The 17,471-nt window shown below is 39.7% G+C and carries 17 protein-coding genes and 1 pseudogene; 17 read left to right on the top strand and 1 reads right to left on the bottom strand.

Annotated elements, in window-relative coordinates; translation table 11 throughout:
- The first annotated feature begins 69 nt into the window (after positions 1-69).
- From ACFX4E_RS08895 to rpiA, 16 genes and pseudogenes are all read left to right on the top strand, one after another.
- Positions 70-924: a MurR/RpiR family transcriptional regulator gene (locus ACFX4E_RS08895; protein WP_060746583.1), complete on the top strand. Its 855-nt coding sequence runs from the start codon at positions 70-72 to the stop codon at positions 922-924.
- Positions 925-938: 14 nt separating this feature from the next.
- Positions 939-1,244, top strand: coding sequence for a PTS sugar transporter subunit IIB (locus tag ACFX4E_RS08890; RefSeq protein WP_013055720.1), 306 nt, complete (start codon positions 939-941; stop codon positions 1,242-1,244).
- Positions 1,245-1,326: 82 nt separating this feature from the next.
- Positions 1,327-2,628, top strand: a complete 1,302-nt coding sequence (locus ACFX4E_RS08885; RefSeq protein ID WP_013082024.1) for a PTS sugar transporter subunit IIC — start codon at positions 1,327-1,329, stop codon at positions 2,626-2,628.
- A gap of 55 nt (positions 2,629-2,683) precedes the next feature.
- On the top strand, positions 2,684-2,950 hold the full coding sequence (locus ACFX4E_RS08880; RefSeq protein WP_263034536.1) for a hypothetical protein: 267 nt from the start codon (positions 2,684-2,686) through the stop codon (positions 2,948-2,950).
- 16 nt (positions 2,951-2,966) lie between these two features.
- Positions 2,967-4,283 (top strand): 6-phospho-beta-glucosidase, encoded by a 1,317-nt coding sequence (locus tag ACFX4E_RS08875; protein ID WP_263035965.1) that lies wholly within the window; start codon positions 2,967-2,969, stop codon positions 4,281-4,283.
- Position 4,284: 1 nt separating this feature from the next.
- A pseudogene (gene anmK / locus ACFX4E_RS08870) lies at positions 4,285-5,437 on the top strand (anhydro-N-acetylmuramic acid kinase AnmK).
- Positions 5,438-5,454: 17 nt separating this feature from the next.
- Positions 5,455-5,790: a PTS lactose/cellobiose transporter subunit IIA gene (locus ACFX4E_RS08865; RefSeq protein ID WP_013055725.1), complete on the top strand. Its 336-nt coding sequence runs from the start codon at positions 5,455-5,457 to the stop codon at positions 5,788-5,790.
- Positions 5,787-6,875, top strand: a complete 1,089-nt coding sequence (locus tag ACFX4E_RS08860; protein ID WP_263034533.1) for a DUF871 domain-containing protein — start codon at positions 5,787-5,789, stop codon at positions 6,873-6,875. Before ACFX4E_RS08865 ends, ACFX4E_RS08860 begins: the two co-directional genes overlap by 4 nt.
- Positions 6,832-7,773 carry a BadF/BadG/BcrA/BcrD ATPase family protein gene (locus ACFX4E_RS08855; RefSeq protein ID WP_231504466.1) on the top strand — a complete coding sequence of 314 codons (942 nt, stop codon included), beginning with the start codon at positions 6,832-6,834 and terminating at the stop codon, positions 7,771-7,773. The genes ACFX4E_RS08860 and ACFX4E_RS08855 overlap by 44 nt, the downstream gene beginning before the upstream one ends.
- A 35-nt stretch (positions 7,774-7,808) precedes the next feature.
- Positions 7,809-8,723, top strand: a complete 915-nt coding sequence (murQ, locus tag ACFX4E_RS08850; protein ID WP_377258252.1) for an N-acetylmuramic acid 6-phosphate etherase — start codon at positions 7,809-7,811, stop codon at positions 8,721-8,723.
- 168 nt (positions 8,724-8,891) lie between these two features.
- Positions 8,892-10,910: a BglG family transcription antiterminator gene (locus ACFX4E_RS08845; protein ID WP_377579682.1), complete on the top strand. Its 2,019-nt coding sequence runs from the start codon at positions 8,892-8,894 to the stop codon at positions 10,908-10,910.
- A gap of 15 nt (positions 10,911-10,925) precedes the next feature.
- Complete coding sequence (locus ACFX4E_RS08840) at positions 10,926-11,201, top strand: PTS sugar transporter subunit IIB (protein WP_098433485.1); 276 nt, start codon at positions 10,926-10,928, stop codon at positions 11,199-11,201.
- Between the two features lie 3 nt (positions 11,202-11,204).
- Positions 11,205-12,467 carry a PTS ascorbate transporter subunit IIC gene (locus ACFX4E_RS08835; protein ID WP_377258246.1) on the top strand — a complete coding sequence of 421 codons (1,263 nt, stop codon included), beginning with the start codon at positions 11,205-11,207 and terminating at the stop codon, positions 12,465-12,467.
- A 68-nt stretch (positions 12,468-12,535) separates the two neighbouring features.
- Entirely contained in the window at positions 12,536-13,294 is a 759-nt protein-coding gene (locus ACFX4E_RS08830) for a carbon-nitrogen hydrolase family protein (RefSeq protein WP_098658557.1), read from the top strand.
- A 132-nt stretch (positions 13,295-13,426) separates the two neighbouring features.
- Positions 13,427-14,017 (top strand): hypothetical protein, encoded by a 591-nt coding sequence (locus tag ACFX4E_RS08825; RefSeq protein ID WP_043980032.1) that lies wholly within the window; start codon positions 13,427-13,429, stop codon positions 14,015-14,017.
- Positions 14,018-14,099: 82 nt separating this feature from the next.
- Positions 14,100-14,768, top strand: a complete 669-nt coding sequence (gene rpiA / locus ACFX4E_RS08820) for a ribose-5-phosphate isomerase RpiA (protein ID WP_098525458.1) — start codon at positions 14,100-14,102, stop codon at positions 14,766-14,768.
- A 32-nt stretch (positions 14,769-14,800) separates the two neighbouring features.
- Here the strand turns inward: rpiA and ACFX4E_RS08815 are convergent, their stop codons facing one another.
- A complete protein-coding gene (locus tag ACFX4E_RS08815) occupies positions 14,801-15,394 on the bottom strand; it encodes a YdbC family protein (protein ID WP_013055735.1) in 594 nt (197 codons plus the stop codon).
- Positions 15,395-15,530: 136 nt separating this feature from the next.
- Between ACFX4E_RS08815 and ACFX4E_RS08810 the strand changes: the two genes are divergently transcribed.
- A complete protein-coding gene (locus tag ACFX4E_RS08810) occupies positions 15,531-17,462 on the top strand; it encodes a hypothetical protein (protein ID WP_098966202.1) in 1,932 nt (643 codons plus the stop codon).
- The last annotated feature ends 9 nt before the right edge of the window (positions 17,463-17,471 follow it).

Genomic DNA, 17,471 nt, shown 5'->3' with positions numbered 1-17,471 from the left:
AAAATATAATAATGGTAATTTAAAGAATATTTTAGAAATACGTTACTTAACGTAACGATGGAGGAATTCATGCGCCAATTTTCCGTACTTACTTTAATCGATGCACAAATGAATCATTACAGTCCCGCTGAAGGAAGAGTAGCTGATTACGTGTTAGAAAATCCTACCACCACGTTGAACTTAACGACCAAACAGCTAGCTAAGCAGTGTCAGTGCAGCGAAGCTACGATTATTCGCTTTTGTCAGCGTGTAGGCATTAATAGTTTTAAAGAATTAAAGATTGAATTAGCCAAAGATGCTCATAAGGTGAATACCGAACAGCTGCCGAATCTTCCAGTTAATTTTGAAGACGAAACGGATGCTGTGCTTGAAAAAGTCATAAGCAAAAGTATGAGCGCACTGATGAATACAAGCCGGCTAGTGAGCACTTCGGCAATTGATGCAGCTGCGGAAGCTATTCATGGAGCGAAACGAGTGTTTTTATACGGAGCAGGAGGATCATCTGTAGTTGCGCTAGATGCTCAGTATAAACTGCTTCGAATCGATATTTCGGCTCTGTTTTCATTAGATAGTCATGTTCAAATGGTGATGGCTACGAATATGACAAAAGCTGATGTGCTGTTTGTGGTATCCACTTCGGGTCAAACAAAAGAAGTGGTAGAGCTGATGCAAATAGCCAAAGACAAAGGAGCAGCCGTCATTTTGCTAACGCAGCACGGATCATCGCCAGCTTCTAGATTAGCTGATATTCTGCTGACTATTTCGGTAGAAGAACAGCATATTCGAATTGGAACGATGAGCGCTCGTATTGCTCAGTTAGCCATTGTAGATGCGATGTTTATACGGTTATGTATTCAAAAAGGCAATCAAGTGTTTGAACGCATAATCGATACACATAATGTAATTCAAAAAATAAAGAGGTAGGGGGAAACGAGAAAATGAAGGTATTGTTTGTATGTTCTGGAGGAATGTCAAGTGCGATTGTGGTAAAAGCATTAAAAACGGAAGCGCAAAAGCACGGAACAGATATGGAAGTGCTGGCAATTGGAACAAATGAAGTGGCAGAGGAAATTCAAAAGGGCTGGGACGTTGTAATGGTTGCACCGCAGATTCGTCATCGGTTTAACGCAGTGAAAGCGGAAGCGGATAAAGCTTCTGTTCCGTGCGGGCCCATTCCGCCGCAGGCTTATACGCCGCTTGGAGGTCCAACGCTTTTTAAAACGGTTCAACAGCTCGTTAGCTAAGAAAAGCAGGTGTATTCCTGCTTTTTAAATAGATAAGGGGTTTCGTTTACACAAGGGGAGAATATAGAGGGGGAAAGGGTATATGAGCAAATTTGTGTCGTTTTTAGAGAACAATTTATCGGGACCTATGGCCAGGTTATCAGAACAGCGGCATCTTCAAGCCATTCGCGATGGTGTTATTTCCGCTTTGCCGTTTATCATTATCGGAAGTTTTTTCTTGATTCTAGCGTTTCCGCCTGTGCCGCAAGATAGCACAATTGCGAAATGGGCAGCTGATAACAGCGCCAACATTTTAATACCATATCGAGTAACGATGTTTATTATGTCTTTATATATAGCCTTTGGGATAGGATACAACTTGTCTAAAAGCTATAATCTCGATCCGCTGTCAGGAGCGCAAATTGCAGTAGCTGCACTGTTACTTACGGTGACTCCAAAGCTGATTGAAGAAGAAGGGTTTATGCTTCCAATGACAAACCTTGGAGGTCACGGTTTATTTGTAACGATGATTGTATCGATTTTATCAGTCGAGATTCTCAGGTTTTGTAAAGCAAAAAATGTCACCATAAAAATGCCGGAACAAGTGCCGCCTTCGGTATCAAGGTCTTTTGAAGCACTAATTCCGGTTGCGATTGTGGTTGTACTTATGACGATTATTACCATTGTTTTAGGTATCGATCTTCACCATTTAGTTGATAAACTAGTTGCTCCGCTTGTGGAAGCTGGAGATAGTTTAGCAGGAGTGTTAATCCCGGTTTTCTTAATTACGTTTTTCTGGTCATTTGGAATTCACGGCGTCTCTGTTGTTGGGACAGTGGCACGGCCTGTATGGGAAGTATATTTAGCCAAAAATGCTGAAGCGGTAGCAGACGGAGCTTCCACACTTCCTTATATTGCACCTGAAACGTTCTTTCAGTGGTTTGTTTGGATCGGAGGATCTGGAGCGACGCTAGGTCTTGCCTTAGCGATGCTGTTTTTCTCAAAATCTAAATATTCGAAAGCGCTTTCTAGGACATCTTTTATTCCAGCGGTTTTTAATATTAACGAACCAATTATTTTCGGTTTGCCAATTGTCTTAAATCCTATTTTAATTATTCCATTTATCATCATCCCGATTATTACAACGATCATTTCATACGCAGCAACGGCGACAGGTCTTATTACGCCAACCTACGTAATGGTTCCATGGACACTCCCGGCACCGATCGGAGCGTATCTATCAACCGGAGGAGACTGGCGGGCGGTTGTGCTAGTCGTTATCAATATTGCTATTTCTGTTGTCATTTATCTTCCGTTCTTTAAAATGTACGACCGAAAGATGGTCGAAATGGAAAAAAGCGATGAAGCAACGGTTGCACCATCCGATAGTTCAGTTCAAATGTAAAGAAAGAGAAGCCAACTTGTTTGGCTTCTATCTCTTTAGTAGGAGTTGAGGGTCAATGTTTGTACGGTTTCGATATAAAACTGTGTTTTTATTTCTGCTAACCATGGTTCTTTGCAACGTTATTTTTACACCTCTGCTGCAGTATGCTGGTTTATCAGCGCAGCATAGTTCATTTGCCATTACAAGCCTATCAGCAGCCCTGCTTACAACATTTATTTCCATTCGGCTTTCAACCGCAGCTTTATCTAAAACCGCCGTTTGTATACGCTTTGTTTTGATTGGAATAGGGTGCACAGCCGTTACATATTTAGCCGTTTTTTAACAAGGAGGGGCAAAAAATGAAAGTAGTGACAATAGGGGGAGGATCAAGCTATACACCGGAATTGGTCGAAGGGTTTATTAAACGATACGATGAGCTTCCAATTCGAGAGCTATGGCTTGTAGATGTTGAAGAAGGAAAAGAGAAACTTGAAATTGTAGGAGCACTTGCGAGAAGAATGGTCAAAAAAGCAGGTGTTGATATGGAAATTCATTTAACGCTTGATCGACAAAAAGCGTTGATAAATGCTGATTTTGTAACGACACAGCTTAGAGTAGGTCAGCTTGATGCGCGTATTCAAGATGAACGCATCCCTCTTAAGTACGGAATGATTGGTCAAGAGACAAACGGGGCGGGGGGATTATTTAAGGGCTTGCGAACGATACCGGTTTTGTTGAAAATTGCCGAGGAAATACACGAAGTTTGTCCAAACGCCTGGCTTATTAATTTTACAAATCCTGCAGGTATGGTAACGGAGGCGCTGCTTCGCTACGGAAAGCATTCTAAAGTAGTAGGAGTCTGTAACCTGCCTGTACATATGACAAACTCCATCGCGGGCCTGCTTCAAATAGAAAAAAAAGATGTTCACATTGAATTTGCAGGGTTAAATCACTTGGTATACGGACTGCATGTGTATGCAAAAGGAAAGGAAGTAACAAAAGAAGTCATTCAGCGATTAAGTGATCCAAAGTCTCAAGTAACGATGAAGAACATAGCGCCTATTCCGTGGCAACCGGACTTTTTGGAAGCTCTTGGCGTGATTTTATGTCCGTATCATCGCTACTACTACAAAACAAAAGAAATATTAGCAGAAGAGCTTCTGGCCTTTCAATCAGGTACTACGCGTGCTGAAGTGGTCAAAGTATTAGAAGCCGAGCTTTTTGAACTCTATAAAAATCCAAATCTAGAAATGAAGCCTCCGCAGCTGGAAAAACGAGGAGGCGCTTATTACAGCGATGCCGCATGCAATTTAATTTCATCCATTTATAACGATAAAGGCGATATTCAAACATTAAATGTAAAAAACAAGGGAGCTATTTCCTCACTCCCAAACGAATCTGCGGTTGAAGTAAACTGTGTAGTAACAAAGCAAGGACCGGTACCGCTCGCTGTCGGTGAACTTCCGGTAGAAGTGAATGGACTTGTGCAGCAAATTAAATCGTTTGAACGAGTAGGGGCAGAAGCTGCGGTTACAGGATCTTATGAAAAAGCACTTGTTGCCATGACCATTAATCCGCTTGTTCCAAGTGACGAGCTGGCTAAGTCGGTCTTAGATGAATTGCTTCAAGCTCATCGCAAGTATTTACCTGCTTTTTTTAAGGAAGTGAACGCGTAGTATGTATGCTGTTGGACTTATGTCAGGAACGTCACTCGACGGAATTGATGCAGCTCTTGTTCAAATTGAAGGAAGCGGTTATGAAAGTAAAGTTAAGCTTCTTCATTTCATTACCATGCCGTTTTCACCTCAGTTAAAAAAGGAAATTGAGCAGGCGCTTTCTTTTGAACATTCAAATGTACAGCTAATCTGCAGCTTAAATTTTAAACTTGGCTATGCATTTGCAGATGCAGTGAAAAAAGTGTGCCAAGAAGCCGGCTTTTCTCTTGAACAAATAGATGTTATTGGATCGCATGGGCAAACCATTTACCATCAGCCTTATGCTTCGGGAAGTACAGCGATGTCTACACTCCAAATTGGAGAGCCGGCTGTTATTGCCTATGAAACCAAAACGAAGGTAGTAGCAAACTTCAGAGTGATGGACATGGCAGCGGGCGGGCAAGGTGCTCCGTTAGTTCCTCACACGGAACTGATTTTGTACAGCCACGATGACCGTACAAGGCTGCTTCAAAACATTGGAGGTATTGGAAATGTAACGTTGATTCCGCCAAAAAAATCTCCTATATCCTATACCCGTAGTAGCTTTTGATACGGGACCGGGAAACATGATGATCGATGAAGCGTGTCAGCAGCTTTTTCATGTTTCATTTGATGAAAATGGGCGTTTAGCAGCTGAAGGAAAGATTATTTCAGAGCTTTTAGAAGACTGTATGAATCATGATTACATGAAGCTTTCTCCTCCTAAATCGACGGGAAGAGAGCTGTTCGGTACACAGTACACAAGGAGACTGCTGGAGAAATATAGCAAACATAAAAAAGAAGATCTGCTAGCCACGATTACTATGTTCACAGCATCATCCATTGTACATCACTATGAAACATTTATTTTTCCTGCCTATTCTATTGACGAAGTGATTATTGGAGGAGGCGGAAGTTATAATAATATGCTGATGAATATGATTAAAACGCAGCTCGGGAAGCGCTGCAGCGTGTATACACAAGAAGAAATTGGAATGTCTTCAGAAGCAAAAGAAGCCGTAGCTTTTGCGGTGCTCGCAAATGAAACACTTTCAGGTTATCCAAGCAATGTACCAAGTGCAACCGGCGCCTTGTCTCCTGTAATATTAGGAAACATTACGCCTGCACCACTATAAAAAAGGGGATGGAAGAAATGACAGAAGCAGCAAATATGGAAAATGAAATTTTTGAACTTATTGCATATGGAGGAAATGCCAGATCACTTGCATATGAAGCGTTAGAAGCAGCTGAAGACTATGATTTTAATAAAGCTGACGAACTTTTAAAACAGTCTCAAGAAGAGCTCAGTCATGCTCATAAAACGCAAACTGCGCTTATTCAACGTGAATTGAACGGAAAAACAATTGAAAAGTCCCTGCTTTTAATTCACGCACAAGATCATTTAATGACGGCTATTTCAGAGCAAAAATTAATTGAACATATGATTAAGCTTATTAAAAAATTTAAAAAAGAAGGCGAGAATCAATGAAAAAGCTAGGTATTGCGATTTATCCTGAACATTCGACTGCCGAAAAAGATAAAGCGTATATAGCACTTGCGCATCAATACGGATTTACCCGCATTTTTACATGCTTGCTTTCTGTTGAAGGCGATCAGAAAAAAGTAATGGCAAATTTTAAAGAAACCATTGAGTTTGCCAATGAGCTAGAGATGGAAGTAGTAGTGGACATCGCTCCTCGCGTATTTGGAGCGCTTGGCATTTCTTATGATGACTTATCTTTTTTTCACGAATTAGGGGCTTATGCTATTCGTCTTGATTTAGGGTATACGGGAAATGAAGAGTCCATTATGACTTTTAATCCATACGGCTTAAAAATTGAAATTAATATGAGCAATGCGACGAAGTATGTGGATAATATTTTAAGTTACCGACCGAATCGAAAGCAGCTGCTCGGGTCGCACAACTTCTATCCTCATCGATATGCGGGATTGTCGTATGATCACTTTTTGAAGTGTTCAGCATTGTTTAAAGAACATAACCTTGAAACAGCAGCCTTTATTAATTCACCAAGCGCTACTTTTGGACCGTGGCCTGTTACTGAAGGACTTTGTACGCTTGAAATGCATCGCACGCTTCCGATCGACGTACAGGCTAAGCATCTTTTTAAAACGGGATTAATTGATTGTGCCATTATTGCGAATGCGTATGCATCAGAAGAAGAGATGAAGGCGCTGCGTGATGTTGTTCAGCAAGAGCGCTTTACTTTTAACGTGACCCTGTATGATACGATTACCGAGCTTGAGAAAAAAATTGTGCTGGAAGAGTTTCATTTTTACCGCGGAGACGTATCTGATTATTTAATTCGCTCTACGCAAAGCCGAGTAAAATATAAAAAAGAAGAGTTTAAGCCTACGCATACTCCTTCCATTCGAAGAGGCGATATTTTAATAGAAAATGAGCTCTATGGACAGTACAAAGGAGAGCTGCAAATTGCGCTGTTAGACATGGAGAACTCAGGTAAAACAAACGTAGTAGGACGCATTGCAGAAGAGGAAAATTTTTTACTAAATGAACTGCAGCCATGGGACAAATTTGCTTTTTGTGAGCGGTGATAAAATGGACTATATTATTGGTATCGACGGCGGGGGAACAAAAACAGAAGGCGTTGCATATAGCTTAGACGGTCAAGAGCTCGCTGCTTCAAAAAGCGGATATGGAAATTTGCTCATTAATTACAACACGGCTATTACTCATATTGATGAATGTATTACGGCGTGCAAAACTGCGCTTGCCGGTCATACATGTAAAGGCATTTCACTAGGGCTTGCTGGAAGTAAAGCATTATCTAAAGAAGAAATAAAAAGATATTTTTATGATCGTTATCAGGTAGAAGTAGGTTTATATGATGACGCCATGATTGCACATGAAGCACTACTGCATGGAAAAGACGGGATTTTAACCATTGCAGGAACTGGAGCCGTCAGCATTGGAAAAAAAGACGGAGTGTACGAATACGGAGGAGGGTGGGGACACCTTCTTGGAGATGAAGGGAGCGGATATTGGATTGGTCTTCAAGCACTGATATTGCTGACGAAAGAGCATGATCAAAGTCTTCCTTACAGCAGCCTTAGTCAGACAATCTTGCAACATGTAAAAGCAGATACCATACACGATATAAAAAAGTTTGTCTATTCATCTCCTAAATCAGAGGTTGCTTCACTCACTCCGCTTGTTGTAAATCAGGCGAGAAATCATAAACAAGAAGCAAGTGACATTCTTCAACAGGCTGGAAAGAACCTTGCAAACATGACTCTTCATTTATATAAGAAACAGCGGTTTGAAGGGAGCTGCTTGCTGTCATGCAAAGGCAGCATTTTAACGGAAGTTCCAGAAGTGTTTGATGTTTATAAAAAAGCATGTGAAAAAGAAATAAAGCATATCCAGTGGGCAACACAGCGAGTATCATCTGCTAAAGGAGCTTATCAGCTGTTCATGAACGAGTATAAATAGAGAAAAAATGATGGTGGAAAAGGCAGGGGATCACAGTGAACTTAAATCATATCTTAACAGAAAAACGCAATCCGCAAACCTTAAACATTGATGAATTATCAAGTCTGGAAATTGTAAAAAAAATTAATGAAGAAGATCATCAAGTGCCTCAGGCAATCAATAAGGTGCTGCCCGTTATTGCTTTGTTAGTAGATGAAATTGTCAGTGCTTTTAAACAAGGCGGACGTCTTATTTATATCGGAGCAGGTACAAGCGGGCGGCTAGGTGTGTTGGATGCATCTGAATGTGTACCAACATTCGGTACACCTGCCGAACAAGTAATTGGGATCATAGCCGGGGGAGACAAAGCGCTCCGTCATGCGTTAGAAGGAGCAGAAGATAATAAGAAACAAGCGATAGAAGATTTGAAAGCGATTAATTTATCAAATAAAGATATTGTTGTAGGTATAGCTGCAAGCGGAAGAACGCCGTATACACTCTCAGCGCTTACGTATGCAAACAGCCTGGGAGCAGTAACGGGCTGTGTTGTCAATTCTCCTCAATCACCTATGGAACAAGAAGCAAAATATGCAATAGTAGCAGAATCAGGGCCGGAAGTTGTAACAGGTTCAACAAGAATGAAAGCCGGAACTGCCCAAAAGCTTGTTCTTAATATGCTGACGACCGCTTCTATGATTCAAATTGGTAAAGTCTACAGCAATCTCATGGTAGACGTACAGCCGACTAACGATAAACTCGTACAGCGTGCTAAGAATATTATTACGGAACTAACAGGCGTCTCATCAGAAGAGGCAGCGGAAAGTTTACAAACCTACAAAACGCCAAAAGCCGCCATTCTTGCGCTTCTTACTTCTACAGAAGGTGATGAGGTGCATCGGCTGCTTGATAAACATGATGGACATTTAAAAAAAGCCATTGGAGAAGCAATGAAACAGCAGACTAAAGATTAACCTTTAAAAGAAGTGCATACAGCACTTCTTTTTTTATTGAGTACATTTTTTGCACAATGTATGTGGGTGGATTCGGTCTAATCATTTTGTAAGACCCGTAGTATAGTAGAAACATAAAGGATAGTAAGTATTTCAATTTGTGCACGAATTGGACTGAAGGTGATTCATTTGTTAGACAAACGCAGTACGGCCGTATTGCAAGTTTTGCTTCAAGCCGCAACGTTTATATCAGTACAAGAGTTAATGAAGCAGTTTCAAGTGTCAAGGCGTACCATCTATTATGATATTGAGAAAATTAACGATTGGCTGTGTCAGCAAGAATTAGAGTTTGTTCAGTACACATATGGGAAAGGCTTTTTTCTAAACGATCAAGCAAAGGACCAAGTTGCTAAACAAATTTCTCATGTTATACCATCTGCTTACTTATCAGTTGAGGACCGGCAAATATACGTTGCTTTGATGTGTATACTTCGAGGCGGGAAAATCGGAACTCAGCAGCTCATGGATGAAACAGAAGTTAGTCGCAACACTGTCTTACAAGATATTAAAGACTTAAAAAACAAGTGGATAAAGAAAGGCATATCTTTGACATATAGCTATAAAGATGGGTACGAAGTAAAAGGATCTGAAAGCGACATTCGAAATTTGCTTTATATACACATCACAGAATTATTAAGTCAACATCAGGAAGAGTTGTTGAAAAGGGTCATGAAAGCAGATTACGAATATTCAATGATTTATAACTGGCTTGTAGAGTGTGAAGATAAACTGGGAATGGCGTTTACAGACAAGATGCTGACGCAATTAGCCTATATGCTCACGTGCTGTATTCAGCGTATTGGAGGCAAGCGCTATGTAGACGCCTCGGTTACTAGAAAAGAAGAATTAGAAAAAACCAGGCAGTACAAAGCGCTCCAAGAAATTGAAAGCGTTTTAGAGTTTGATTTTCCACCTTACGAAAAACATTATCTGGCCACGGTTTTACTAAGTGCAAAAGTGAATGTAGTAAATCAAGCAGATAGTGATGATTGGATGAGAAGCATTGTAAAAGAAATGGTATCACGGTTTCAAGCATATGCTTGTGTGGTATTTGAAGATCGAAATCGTCTTGAACAAAATTTATATATTCATTTGAAGACGGCTTATTACAGGCTTCTCTATAATATTCACCTCCCTAACCCTATGCTTTCGGCTATTGAAACAAAGTATCAGGATATAGTGGAACTGACAAAAAAAGCGTTGCTTCCTTTGGAAAACAGCCTTCAAATACGTATTAATGAAGACGAAATTTCTTATTTTGCTCTTCATTTCGGAGGGTGGATGAAAAAACAAGAGGGAAGGCAAAAACAAAAGCGTATTGTTATTGTTTGTGCCAATGGAATTGGAACGTCCCGTATGCTTCAGTATCAGCTTGAACAACTGTTAACAGATGCTGAATTGATAGGGCCAATGACGGTAAGAGATTATGAGCAGTTTAAAGAAACCTATGATTTAGTTATTACAACTACGCCATTAAAAAAGCGAATGAATGTGATGCTTGTGAATCCTATTTTAACGGATGATGAAAAGCAGCGGTTAATCGACTTAGTTGAACCAGCTTCTTCTCAGCTAACCACTCAAGCCATCATGGGTATTATTAAGCAGCATGCAAATATTCAGGATGAACCAGCTCTGTTAGCTAATTTAAAACTAGTGATACAGCAATCTAAAAAAATGGTAAGAGAGGATAAAAAGCCAATGTTGCATGAAGTATTGCAAGAGCCATTCTTGCAGCTTACAGATTCAGCAGATGATTGGAAATCAGCTGTTAGGCTGGCTGCCAAGCCTTTGTTGAACTATGAATATATTGAACCTTCTTATGTAGAAGCAATGATCAAAAGTGTAGAACAGTTAGGCCCTTATATTGTTATTGCGCCAAAAGTGGCGCTCCCTCACGCAAGGCCGGAACAAGGTGTAAATCGTGTGGGTATGAGCATGCTTCGTTTAAAGGAGCCGGTCTATTTTTCTACTGAAAAACAGCACGGAGCGCAGCTTATTATCGTACTTGCTGCTACTGATAATGAAACCCACTTAAAAGCACTGTCACAGCTTTCAATGATGCTATCTGAAAACGATAATATTGACAAGCTTATTGCTATGAATACAAAACAAGAAATGCTTGCATTAATTGAAGCGTACTCAAATTAAAAGGAGAGATAAAAAATGAAAAAGATTTTAGTTGTATGCGGAAACGGTTTAGGAAGCAGTTTTATTGTGGAAATGAATGTAAAGAAAATTTTAGTAGAGCTTGGTGTTGAAGCACAGGTATCTCATACGGATTTAACAACTAGTAAAACGGAGCAGGCAGATATCTATTTAGGATCTGCAGATATTGTAAATCAATTGGATGATGGCACTCGCACGGTCGTGGCACTGCGAAACATTTTAAATCAAGCGGAAATTAAAGGAGCACTGCAAAAATACTTCGTGGAGGCGTAAGCCATGTTTGATTTAATTATGAAAGATATATTAGGAACACCCGCTATTCTAGTAGGGTTGTTTGCACTAATCGGTTTGTTGCTTCAAAAGAAAAAAAGTGCAGATATTGTATCGGGCACCTTAAAAACAATTATGGGTTTTCTTATATTAGGAGCGGGAGCTAACATATTAATTGCTTCACTTGAAGCGTTTGGAAAAATGTTTAATAAAGCGTTTTCCGTTGAAGGCATCATTCCTAATAATGAAGCAATTGTAGCTGTAGCTCAACAAACGTTTGGTACAGAAACAGCGATGATTATGCTTTTAGGTATGATTGTAAATATCATTATCGCGCGCATCACGAAATTTAAGTATATCTTTTTAACTGGGCATCACACCATGTTTATGGCTTGTTTGATTGCAGCAATTTTATCTACAGGCGGGTTAACGGGAGCACCTTTGGTTTTGATCGGTTCACTATTATTAGGTATTTTAATGGTTTTATTTCCTGCACTGCTTCAGCCGTATGTGCGTGAAATTACAGGGTCAAACGATATTGCCGTTGGTCATTTTGGTTCCTTAGGCTATTTAGTAGCAGGGTTTATCGGCAAGCGAGTAGGAAATCGCGAAAAAACAACAGAAGAAATTAAAGTTCCTCAATCCTTAGGATTTCTTCGGGATACATCCGTTTCTGTCTCACTGACCATGACCGTTTTATTTATTGTTGTTGCTCTTTTTGCAGGTCCTGCATTTATCGAAACAAAATTAAGCGGGGGTCAAAACTTTATTGTGTACTCGCTAATTCAAGCAATCACTTTTGCAGCAGGAGTATATGTTGTGCTGGCGGGTGTTCGTATGCTTTTAGCAGAAATTGTACCAGCATTTAAAGGAATTGCTGACAAAGCGGTACCAAATGCCATTCCAGCTCTAGATTGTCCAACTGTGTTTCCGTTTGCTCCTAACGCAGTGGTCATTGGATTCTTTTCAAGCTTTATCGCAGGTCTCATTTCAATGTTCTTTTTGCCTCTATTTGGTCTAAGTATTATCGTGCCAGGCCTCGTTCCGCACTTTTTTACGGGAGCAGCTGCCGGAGTATTTGGAAATGCGACGGGGGGAAGAAGAGGAGCAGTGGTCGGGTCATTTGCCAATGGAATCTTAATTAGTTTTTTACCGGCTATTTTACTGCCTGTTCTCGCGTCGTTAGGTTTTAAAGGCACAACATTTGGAGATTCGGACTTTAGTGCGGTAGGTATTCTTCTTAGCATTCTAATTAAATTATTTACGTAAAGATAAAAAACTCATGTTACGCTAGTAGCATGAGTTTTTTTATGATATTGGAAACGGAGGAGCAATGAATGAAAATTGGGTTAGCGCAAGTGAGATTTCCAAAATCAGCCTCAGAGGGTGTAGAAACGGTAGAAAATTATATGAAACAAGCAGCAGAAGAAGGGTGTAACCTTGCATGTTTTCCAGAATCAATTGTGCCGGGACTTAGAGGAGTGGGTTTTGAAGTTGAGACATACAATCACGAAATTCAACAAAATACGCTTTATAGAGTTAAGTTGCTTGCCAAACAGTTAAAGCTCAACGTAATTTTACCACTGGAGTGGCGCGACGAACTTGGTATGCATTTAACTGCTTTTGTAATTGATGAAAATGGAAAAGAATTAGGGTATCAAACTAAAAATCAAATTGATCCAGCAGAAGATCAATTTGGTTATAAGCCTGGAAATGGCCGCCAGTTGTTTGAAATAAACGGCGTGAAATTCGGTATTGTCATTTGCCATGAGGGATGGCGCTATCCTGAAACTGTCCGATGGGCTGCTGTAAGAGGAGCAAGCATTGTGTTTCATCCACAGTTTACTGGTGAAGTACCAGATCCGAAGTTTTATGATTATGCAATGATTGCAAGAAGTACGGAGAATGGTATTTACTTTGCAAGCGTGAATTATGCCTTAGAGAACCAAAAAAGCACGACTTCTCTTCTTTCTCCAAAGGGTGAATGTTTGATAAAAGCGAAAGCTGAAAAGCAGGAACTACTAACGTATACGCTAGAGCCCGGTGAGGCTAACCGGCTGTTAGCTCAGCGTCTGTTATCAAATTTACTATTGTAAAAAAGTTTATTTTCTCTAGTTAAATTAGCATGTGCGCTCATATAACCCTTTGGTTATTTCTCCTTATGACGACATAAACGTCAATATGGTATTATCAAAAGTTAAAGGGGTATTAAAAGGTGTGTGGAAACAATGGATCGAAAAAAAGTCGCATCAGTAGCCGGAGCATTAGTTATTGCCGTAGGAATTTGGCTATTTCAAAGCGGGAAATTTAAAAGTGAAGCGCAGGCAGATAAGTTTACGAGTACATTTTTGGTCGATCATGAACAGACAGACAATGGATTTGAATTATTTACTTCGGATACCAATCAATATAGGATGTGGTTTCCGCTTCAGTATGTTATTCATAAATCTTCTTATAAAAGCAGTGAAGATGAAAGTGAAGTATGGACAGCATCAACGAAGGAAAATGATTCATACAATGCTGGGAAAATAACGGCTTTATTTTCTAAGAAAAAAAGCAAAGCAGCTCAAAATAAAATAGATGCGTTTCAGCCTGATTACATGTTAAAAGGTAAAAATGCAACGATTTATGTGAAAAAACAAACAAGAGATGGAAAGCATAGCATTTATCATGCTTATGTGAATGATGATTATTCAGACAAGTATATTTACTATACGTTTGAACTAAAAAGCAGCGAACAGACAAACAGTACAAAACAGCAGTATTGGGTAGAAAAAATTCTTCTAAATACGCAGTTTCAAAAAAACTCAGCTGAGTAGTCAGCTGAGTTTTTACGTAAGGGTTCATAATGCTTTTCCTTTTTTATGTAAACGGGTACAATATGAGTAAGGAGGCCTTTGTATGATTGAAAAACAAGCAGTTGGTGAAAAAGCAGCACAATTTGTTGAAGATGGAATGATTGTAGGGCTAGGGACAGGTTCAACAGCTTATTATACAATTATAAAACTAGGTGAACGAGTAAAAAATGGATTACACATCAAAGCGGTTCCTACTTCTCAAAAAACAGAAGAGCTGGCAAGGAAACTAGGTATTCCCATTGTTACTTTAGCAGATGTTGAATATATTGATATAGCAATTGACGGAGCAGATGAAGTAGATAGCGAACTTTCTTTAATTAAAGGAGGAGGAGGCGCGCTGCTTCGAGAAAAAATGATTGCGTACGCAGCGAAGCGGTTTATCGTGATTGCAGATTCTAAGAAAATAGTGAAGACGCTAGGAGCTTTTCCTCTTCCTGTTGAAGTTATACGTTTTGGCTGGGAAATGACGGCGAAGCACATTCGCAGTGCAGGTTGTGTACCGCAGCTTAGGCTTTTAGATGATCATACGCCGTTTATCACCGATAATGGAAATTACATTCTAGACTGCCATTTTTCAGAAATTGAAAATCCTGCTGAGTTGGAAAAACAGCTGATAAGGATCCCAGGCGTAGTAGAAAGCGGTTTGTTTGTAGGAATGACGGAGGAAGTCATTACCGTACAAAACCAAGATGTTCATATCATAAAAAAATAGAAGCTTTGGCGTCGGGCCTAGGCTTCTATTTTTTAATTGGAAAGAACGTTCCAATTTTTCTCTAATTGATATATGTATTGAGACGCGTTCAGTACATTTGGATGAACGAAAGTATCAATTGTTTTTTGCGGACAAGCAGATCCGTATAATGAAAAAATGACAAGCTTGCTATGCTCGATTGGTGATACAACGTGAGATAAACAGCGATAAGAAGGATTTATCAAGCTTTTTACCATCTCATGAATATCTTCTTTGTCGTAAAAATCGACTTCAATTTCCGTCTTTACTAAATAACGGCTTTCAATGGCGCTGCTTCGATAATAATTGTAGCGTGCTCCTATGAAGTAGGACGGATCTGATGTTGAAACGTCTAAATTCGTATATGTTTGATCCTGCTTGCTTTTATAAAAAATAGAATCATGAGTATGCTTCATGAATTCTTGATAAGTTGTTCCATCTTCCCATAGAGCTAGAATACACGCATCTGTTTCATCTTCCACGTTCCAACCCCCTAATTGGCCAATGAAACCATTCACGTGTGCAAGAGCAGCCCAATGCTGTTGCGTATATGAAAAAGATGCTTTTTTATCAGTCGGTATGCTGCATTTCACAATTTTTGTCAACATTCTCCCATCACCTCAATTAATTACTTCGATAAATGAAGGAAAAATCCTTCTAAAAAGAGGAAAATCATAGACATATCCCCCCTTTAAAAGCCATACATTTCAAATAGGACAATGTTAGGGAAAGAAGGGGAAATGAATGAAAGTTTTTCGTGCAAAAGCCTGTCAATCTCCTATGCGAAAAGGCTGGTCAATTATGTTTCAGCATCCGTTTAAAAAAGATGAAAGAGGAAGATCGCACCCGTTTGTTAAACGGTTTATGTATACAGAGCAACACGATGAAATTGACATTCTGGTTGAAGAGATGAATGAACTGCTGAGAGTGCAGGATTTTTGGACAAGTACTGCAAAAGGAAGAGCAAAAGCAAGATATGATGAACGAGTAGTGAACGCTTTTTATAACGATATTGAAAAAAGGACGAGCGAACAAATTGACAGCGAGTATGAGTACATTCATGTAATCGGAGAACAAGGAAGCGGAAAAACAGCCTTAATCCGCCAGCTTCTTGGTATAAAAAAGGAGTGTGGTTTTCTAGGAATAGGCAGTAAAGGCGCTTATTCTGCTACGTATAAGGTGAAGGATTCCCAACACTATGAAGCTGCCGTCTCTTTTTTTACGCGAAGTGAAGTGCAAAGGAAATTGGAGAATATCCTACTAAAAAGCGCTGAAGTGTATGCTGAAGGAGGCACGGATTATGACTTGGTCTTTGAGTTGTTACACGGAGATTCCTCTTTTAATCTGCGCGCTCTTTTGGGAGATATCCCATACAAAGCCCGTTATTTTAATGATGATGTTCCTTTAAGAATGAGCGACGAAAATAGTTCATTCAAACAATTTGTAGATGCAATTAAACGAGAAAGTGAAATAGTAAAAGACGCTGTTGATCAAGAAGGAAGAGATTTTGCAGAGGGATGGCACAAGCGGCTTGAATGCAGGAAAATCACCGAGCAAATGCTTCTTGCAATCGAATCCCGGTTGAAAGAATACAAGGAAGGAACATGGGAAATAGGAGAAGACGACTGGCCAATATCCTGCCGTCTCACAGCAAAAGAGCTGTCTTCCTTTGGGGCGCTAACAAATGAAGAAGAAGAAAATAACGGACGTCTTATTTATCCATTGTTTCGTAGAATTGAAGTTTGCGGCCCTTTTTCTTTTAAAAAAGGAGTAGCGATTTGCGAGCATGTGTGTTTTGAATATACGAGCACCATCCACGATTCTTTTAAACAAGCAGCTTCTATTTTATACGTACATCATGGGCTTAAAGAATTAGATATTCAATTTCTTCAACAGCTCATCGTACATGGTCACGGTGCTAAGGTAAACGTTTGTGTTACACACGGAGATTTGCTGACCTCTCCAAGCTGCCGTACGGATTATGCTAAAAAACATGCCATGGCTAAAATGATAGATTATGCGCTTAAAAGCGTTTCACCTCTTATGAAAAAGCAGCTTCACTACTATTTAACAGTAGGGAATACGACTATTTTAGAACGTGTACATGAGGAATTCAAAGAGAGTCACCTTCTGTATAAAGACTTAAAGGCAGCTTTAGTATCAGAAACGAGAAAAAAGCAGCAAGAGCTGCATCCTATTTATTTAAACTTGACTGTCTCTCAGGCTTTTTATGAAGCGATGGAGTCGCTAAACATTCCTTATATGGATAGAGAAACATGTTTGAACATTTCCTTAGGAGAGCATGAAGGGCCTGTGCCAGTCATTGCGTCCGCTTTTATTTCATCTGTCTACGAGCATTTTCTAATCCAGCCGTCTGGGTGGTCAAGTACCTATCATTCGGTCACCGACCGACAGCAGGTTATTCAAGAATTGGCAGGTGAGTTTGCATCCGTTGTTTATTCCTATTTCAACGAACAGCTGCTTGAAAAATCTCGTAATGACTGGCTCGCTCTTTATAAACAAAAAGAAGACGATCAAGCCTACAAATATAGCAGACTGATAGAAAACGTAATTCCTGCCAAAAATGATATCTATCAGCAGCAAATTCTTATGAGAACGGTTTATCAGCTGATTAAGTATGTCATAGAAAAGAAAGACGGCGTACTGGTTCATTAAGGAGTCAAG

The organism is Priestia sp. YIM B13491 (genome assembly GCF_042787605.1).
Taxonomy (GTDB): domain Bacteria; phylum Bacillota; class Bacilli; order Bacillales; family Bacillaceae_H; genus Priestia; species Priestia megaterium_E.
This window is presented reverse-complemented; position numbering and strand designations above follow the sequence as displayed.

Bases quoted from the DNA above. Each gene is read 5' to 3' on its own strand.
- ACFX4E_RS08895 (WP_060746583.1), top strand. From the start codon at position 70: ATGCGCCAATTTTCCGTACTTACTTTAATCGATGCACAAATGAATCAT.
- ACFX4E_RS08840 (WP_098433485.1), top strand. From the start codon at position 10,926: ATGAAAAAGATTTTAGTTGTATGCGGAAACGGTTTAGGAAGCAGTTTT.
- ACFX4E_RS08880 (WP_263034536.1), top strand. From the start codon at position 2,684: ATGTTTGTACGGTTTCGATATAAAACTGTGTTTTTATTTCTGCTAACC.
- rpiA (WP_098525458.1), top strand. From the start codon at position 14,100: ATGATTGAAAAACAAGCAGTTGGTGAAAAAGCAGCACAATTTGTTGAA.
- ACFX4E_RS08875 (WP_263035965.1), top strand. From the start codon at position 2,967: ATGAAAGTAGTGACAATAGGGGGAGGATCAAGCTATACACCGGAATTG.
- ACFX4E_RS08810 (WP_098966202.1), top strand. From the start codon at position 15,531: ATGAAAGTTTTTCGTGCAAAAGCCTGTCAATCTCCTATGCGAAAAGGC.
- ACFX4E_RS08825 (WP_043980032.1), top strand. From the start codon at position 13,427: ATGGATCGAAAAAAAGTCGCATCAGTAGCCGGAGCATTAGTTATTGCC.
- ACFX4E_RS08865 (WP_013055725.1), top strand. From the start codon at position 5,455: ATGACAGAAGCAGCAAATATGGAAAATGAAATTTTTGAACTTATTGCA.
- ACFX4E_RS08815 (WP_013055735.1), bottom strand. From the start codon at position 15,394: ATGTTGACAAAAATTGTGAAATGCAGCATACCGACTGATAAAAAAGCA.
- ACFX4E_RS08885 (WP_013082024.1), top strand. From the start codon at position 1,327: ATGAGCAAATTTGTGTCGTTTTTAGAGAACAATTTATCGGGACCTATG.
- ACFX4E_RS08830 (WP_098658557.1), top strand. From the start codon at position 12,536: ATGAAAATTGGGTTAGCGCAAGTGAGATTTCCAAAATCAGCCTCAGAG.
- ACFX4E_RS08855 (WP_231504466.1), top strand. From the start codon at position 6,832: ATGAACTGCAGCCATGGGACAAATTTGCTTTTTGTGAGCGGTGATAAA.
- ACFX4E_RS08835 (WP_377258246.1), top strand. From the start codon at position 11,205: ATGTTTGATTTAATTATGAAAGATATATTAGGAACACCCGCTATTCTA.
- ACFX4E_RS08890 (WP_013055720.1), top strand. From the start codon at position 939: ATGAAGGTATTGTTTGTATGTTCTGGAGGAATGTCAAGTGCGATTGTG.
- ACFX4E_RS08860 (WP_263034533.1), top strand. From the start codon at position 5,787: ATGAAAAAGCTAGGTATTGCGATTTATCCTGAACATTCGACTGCCGAA.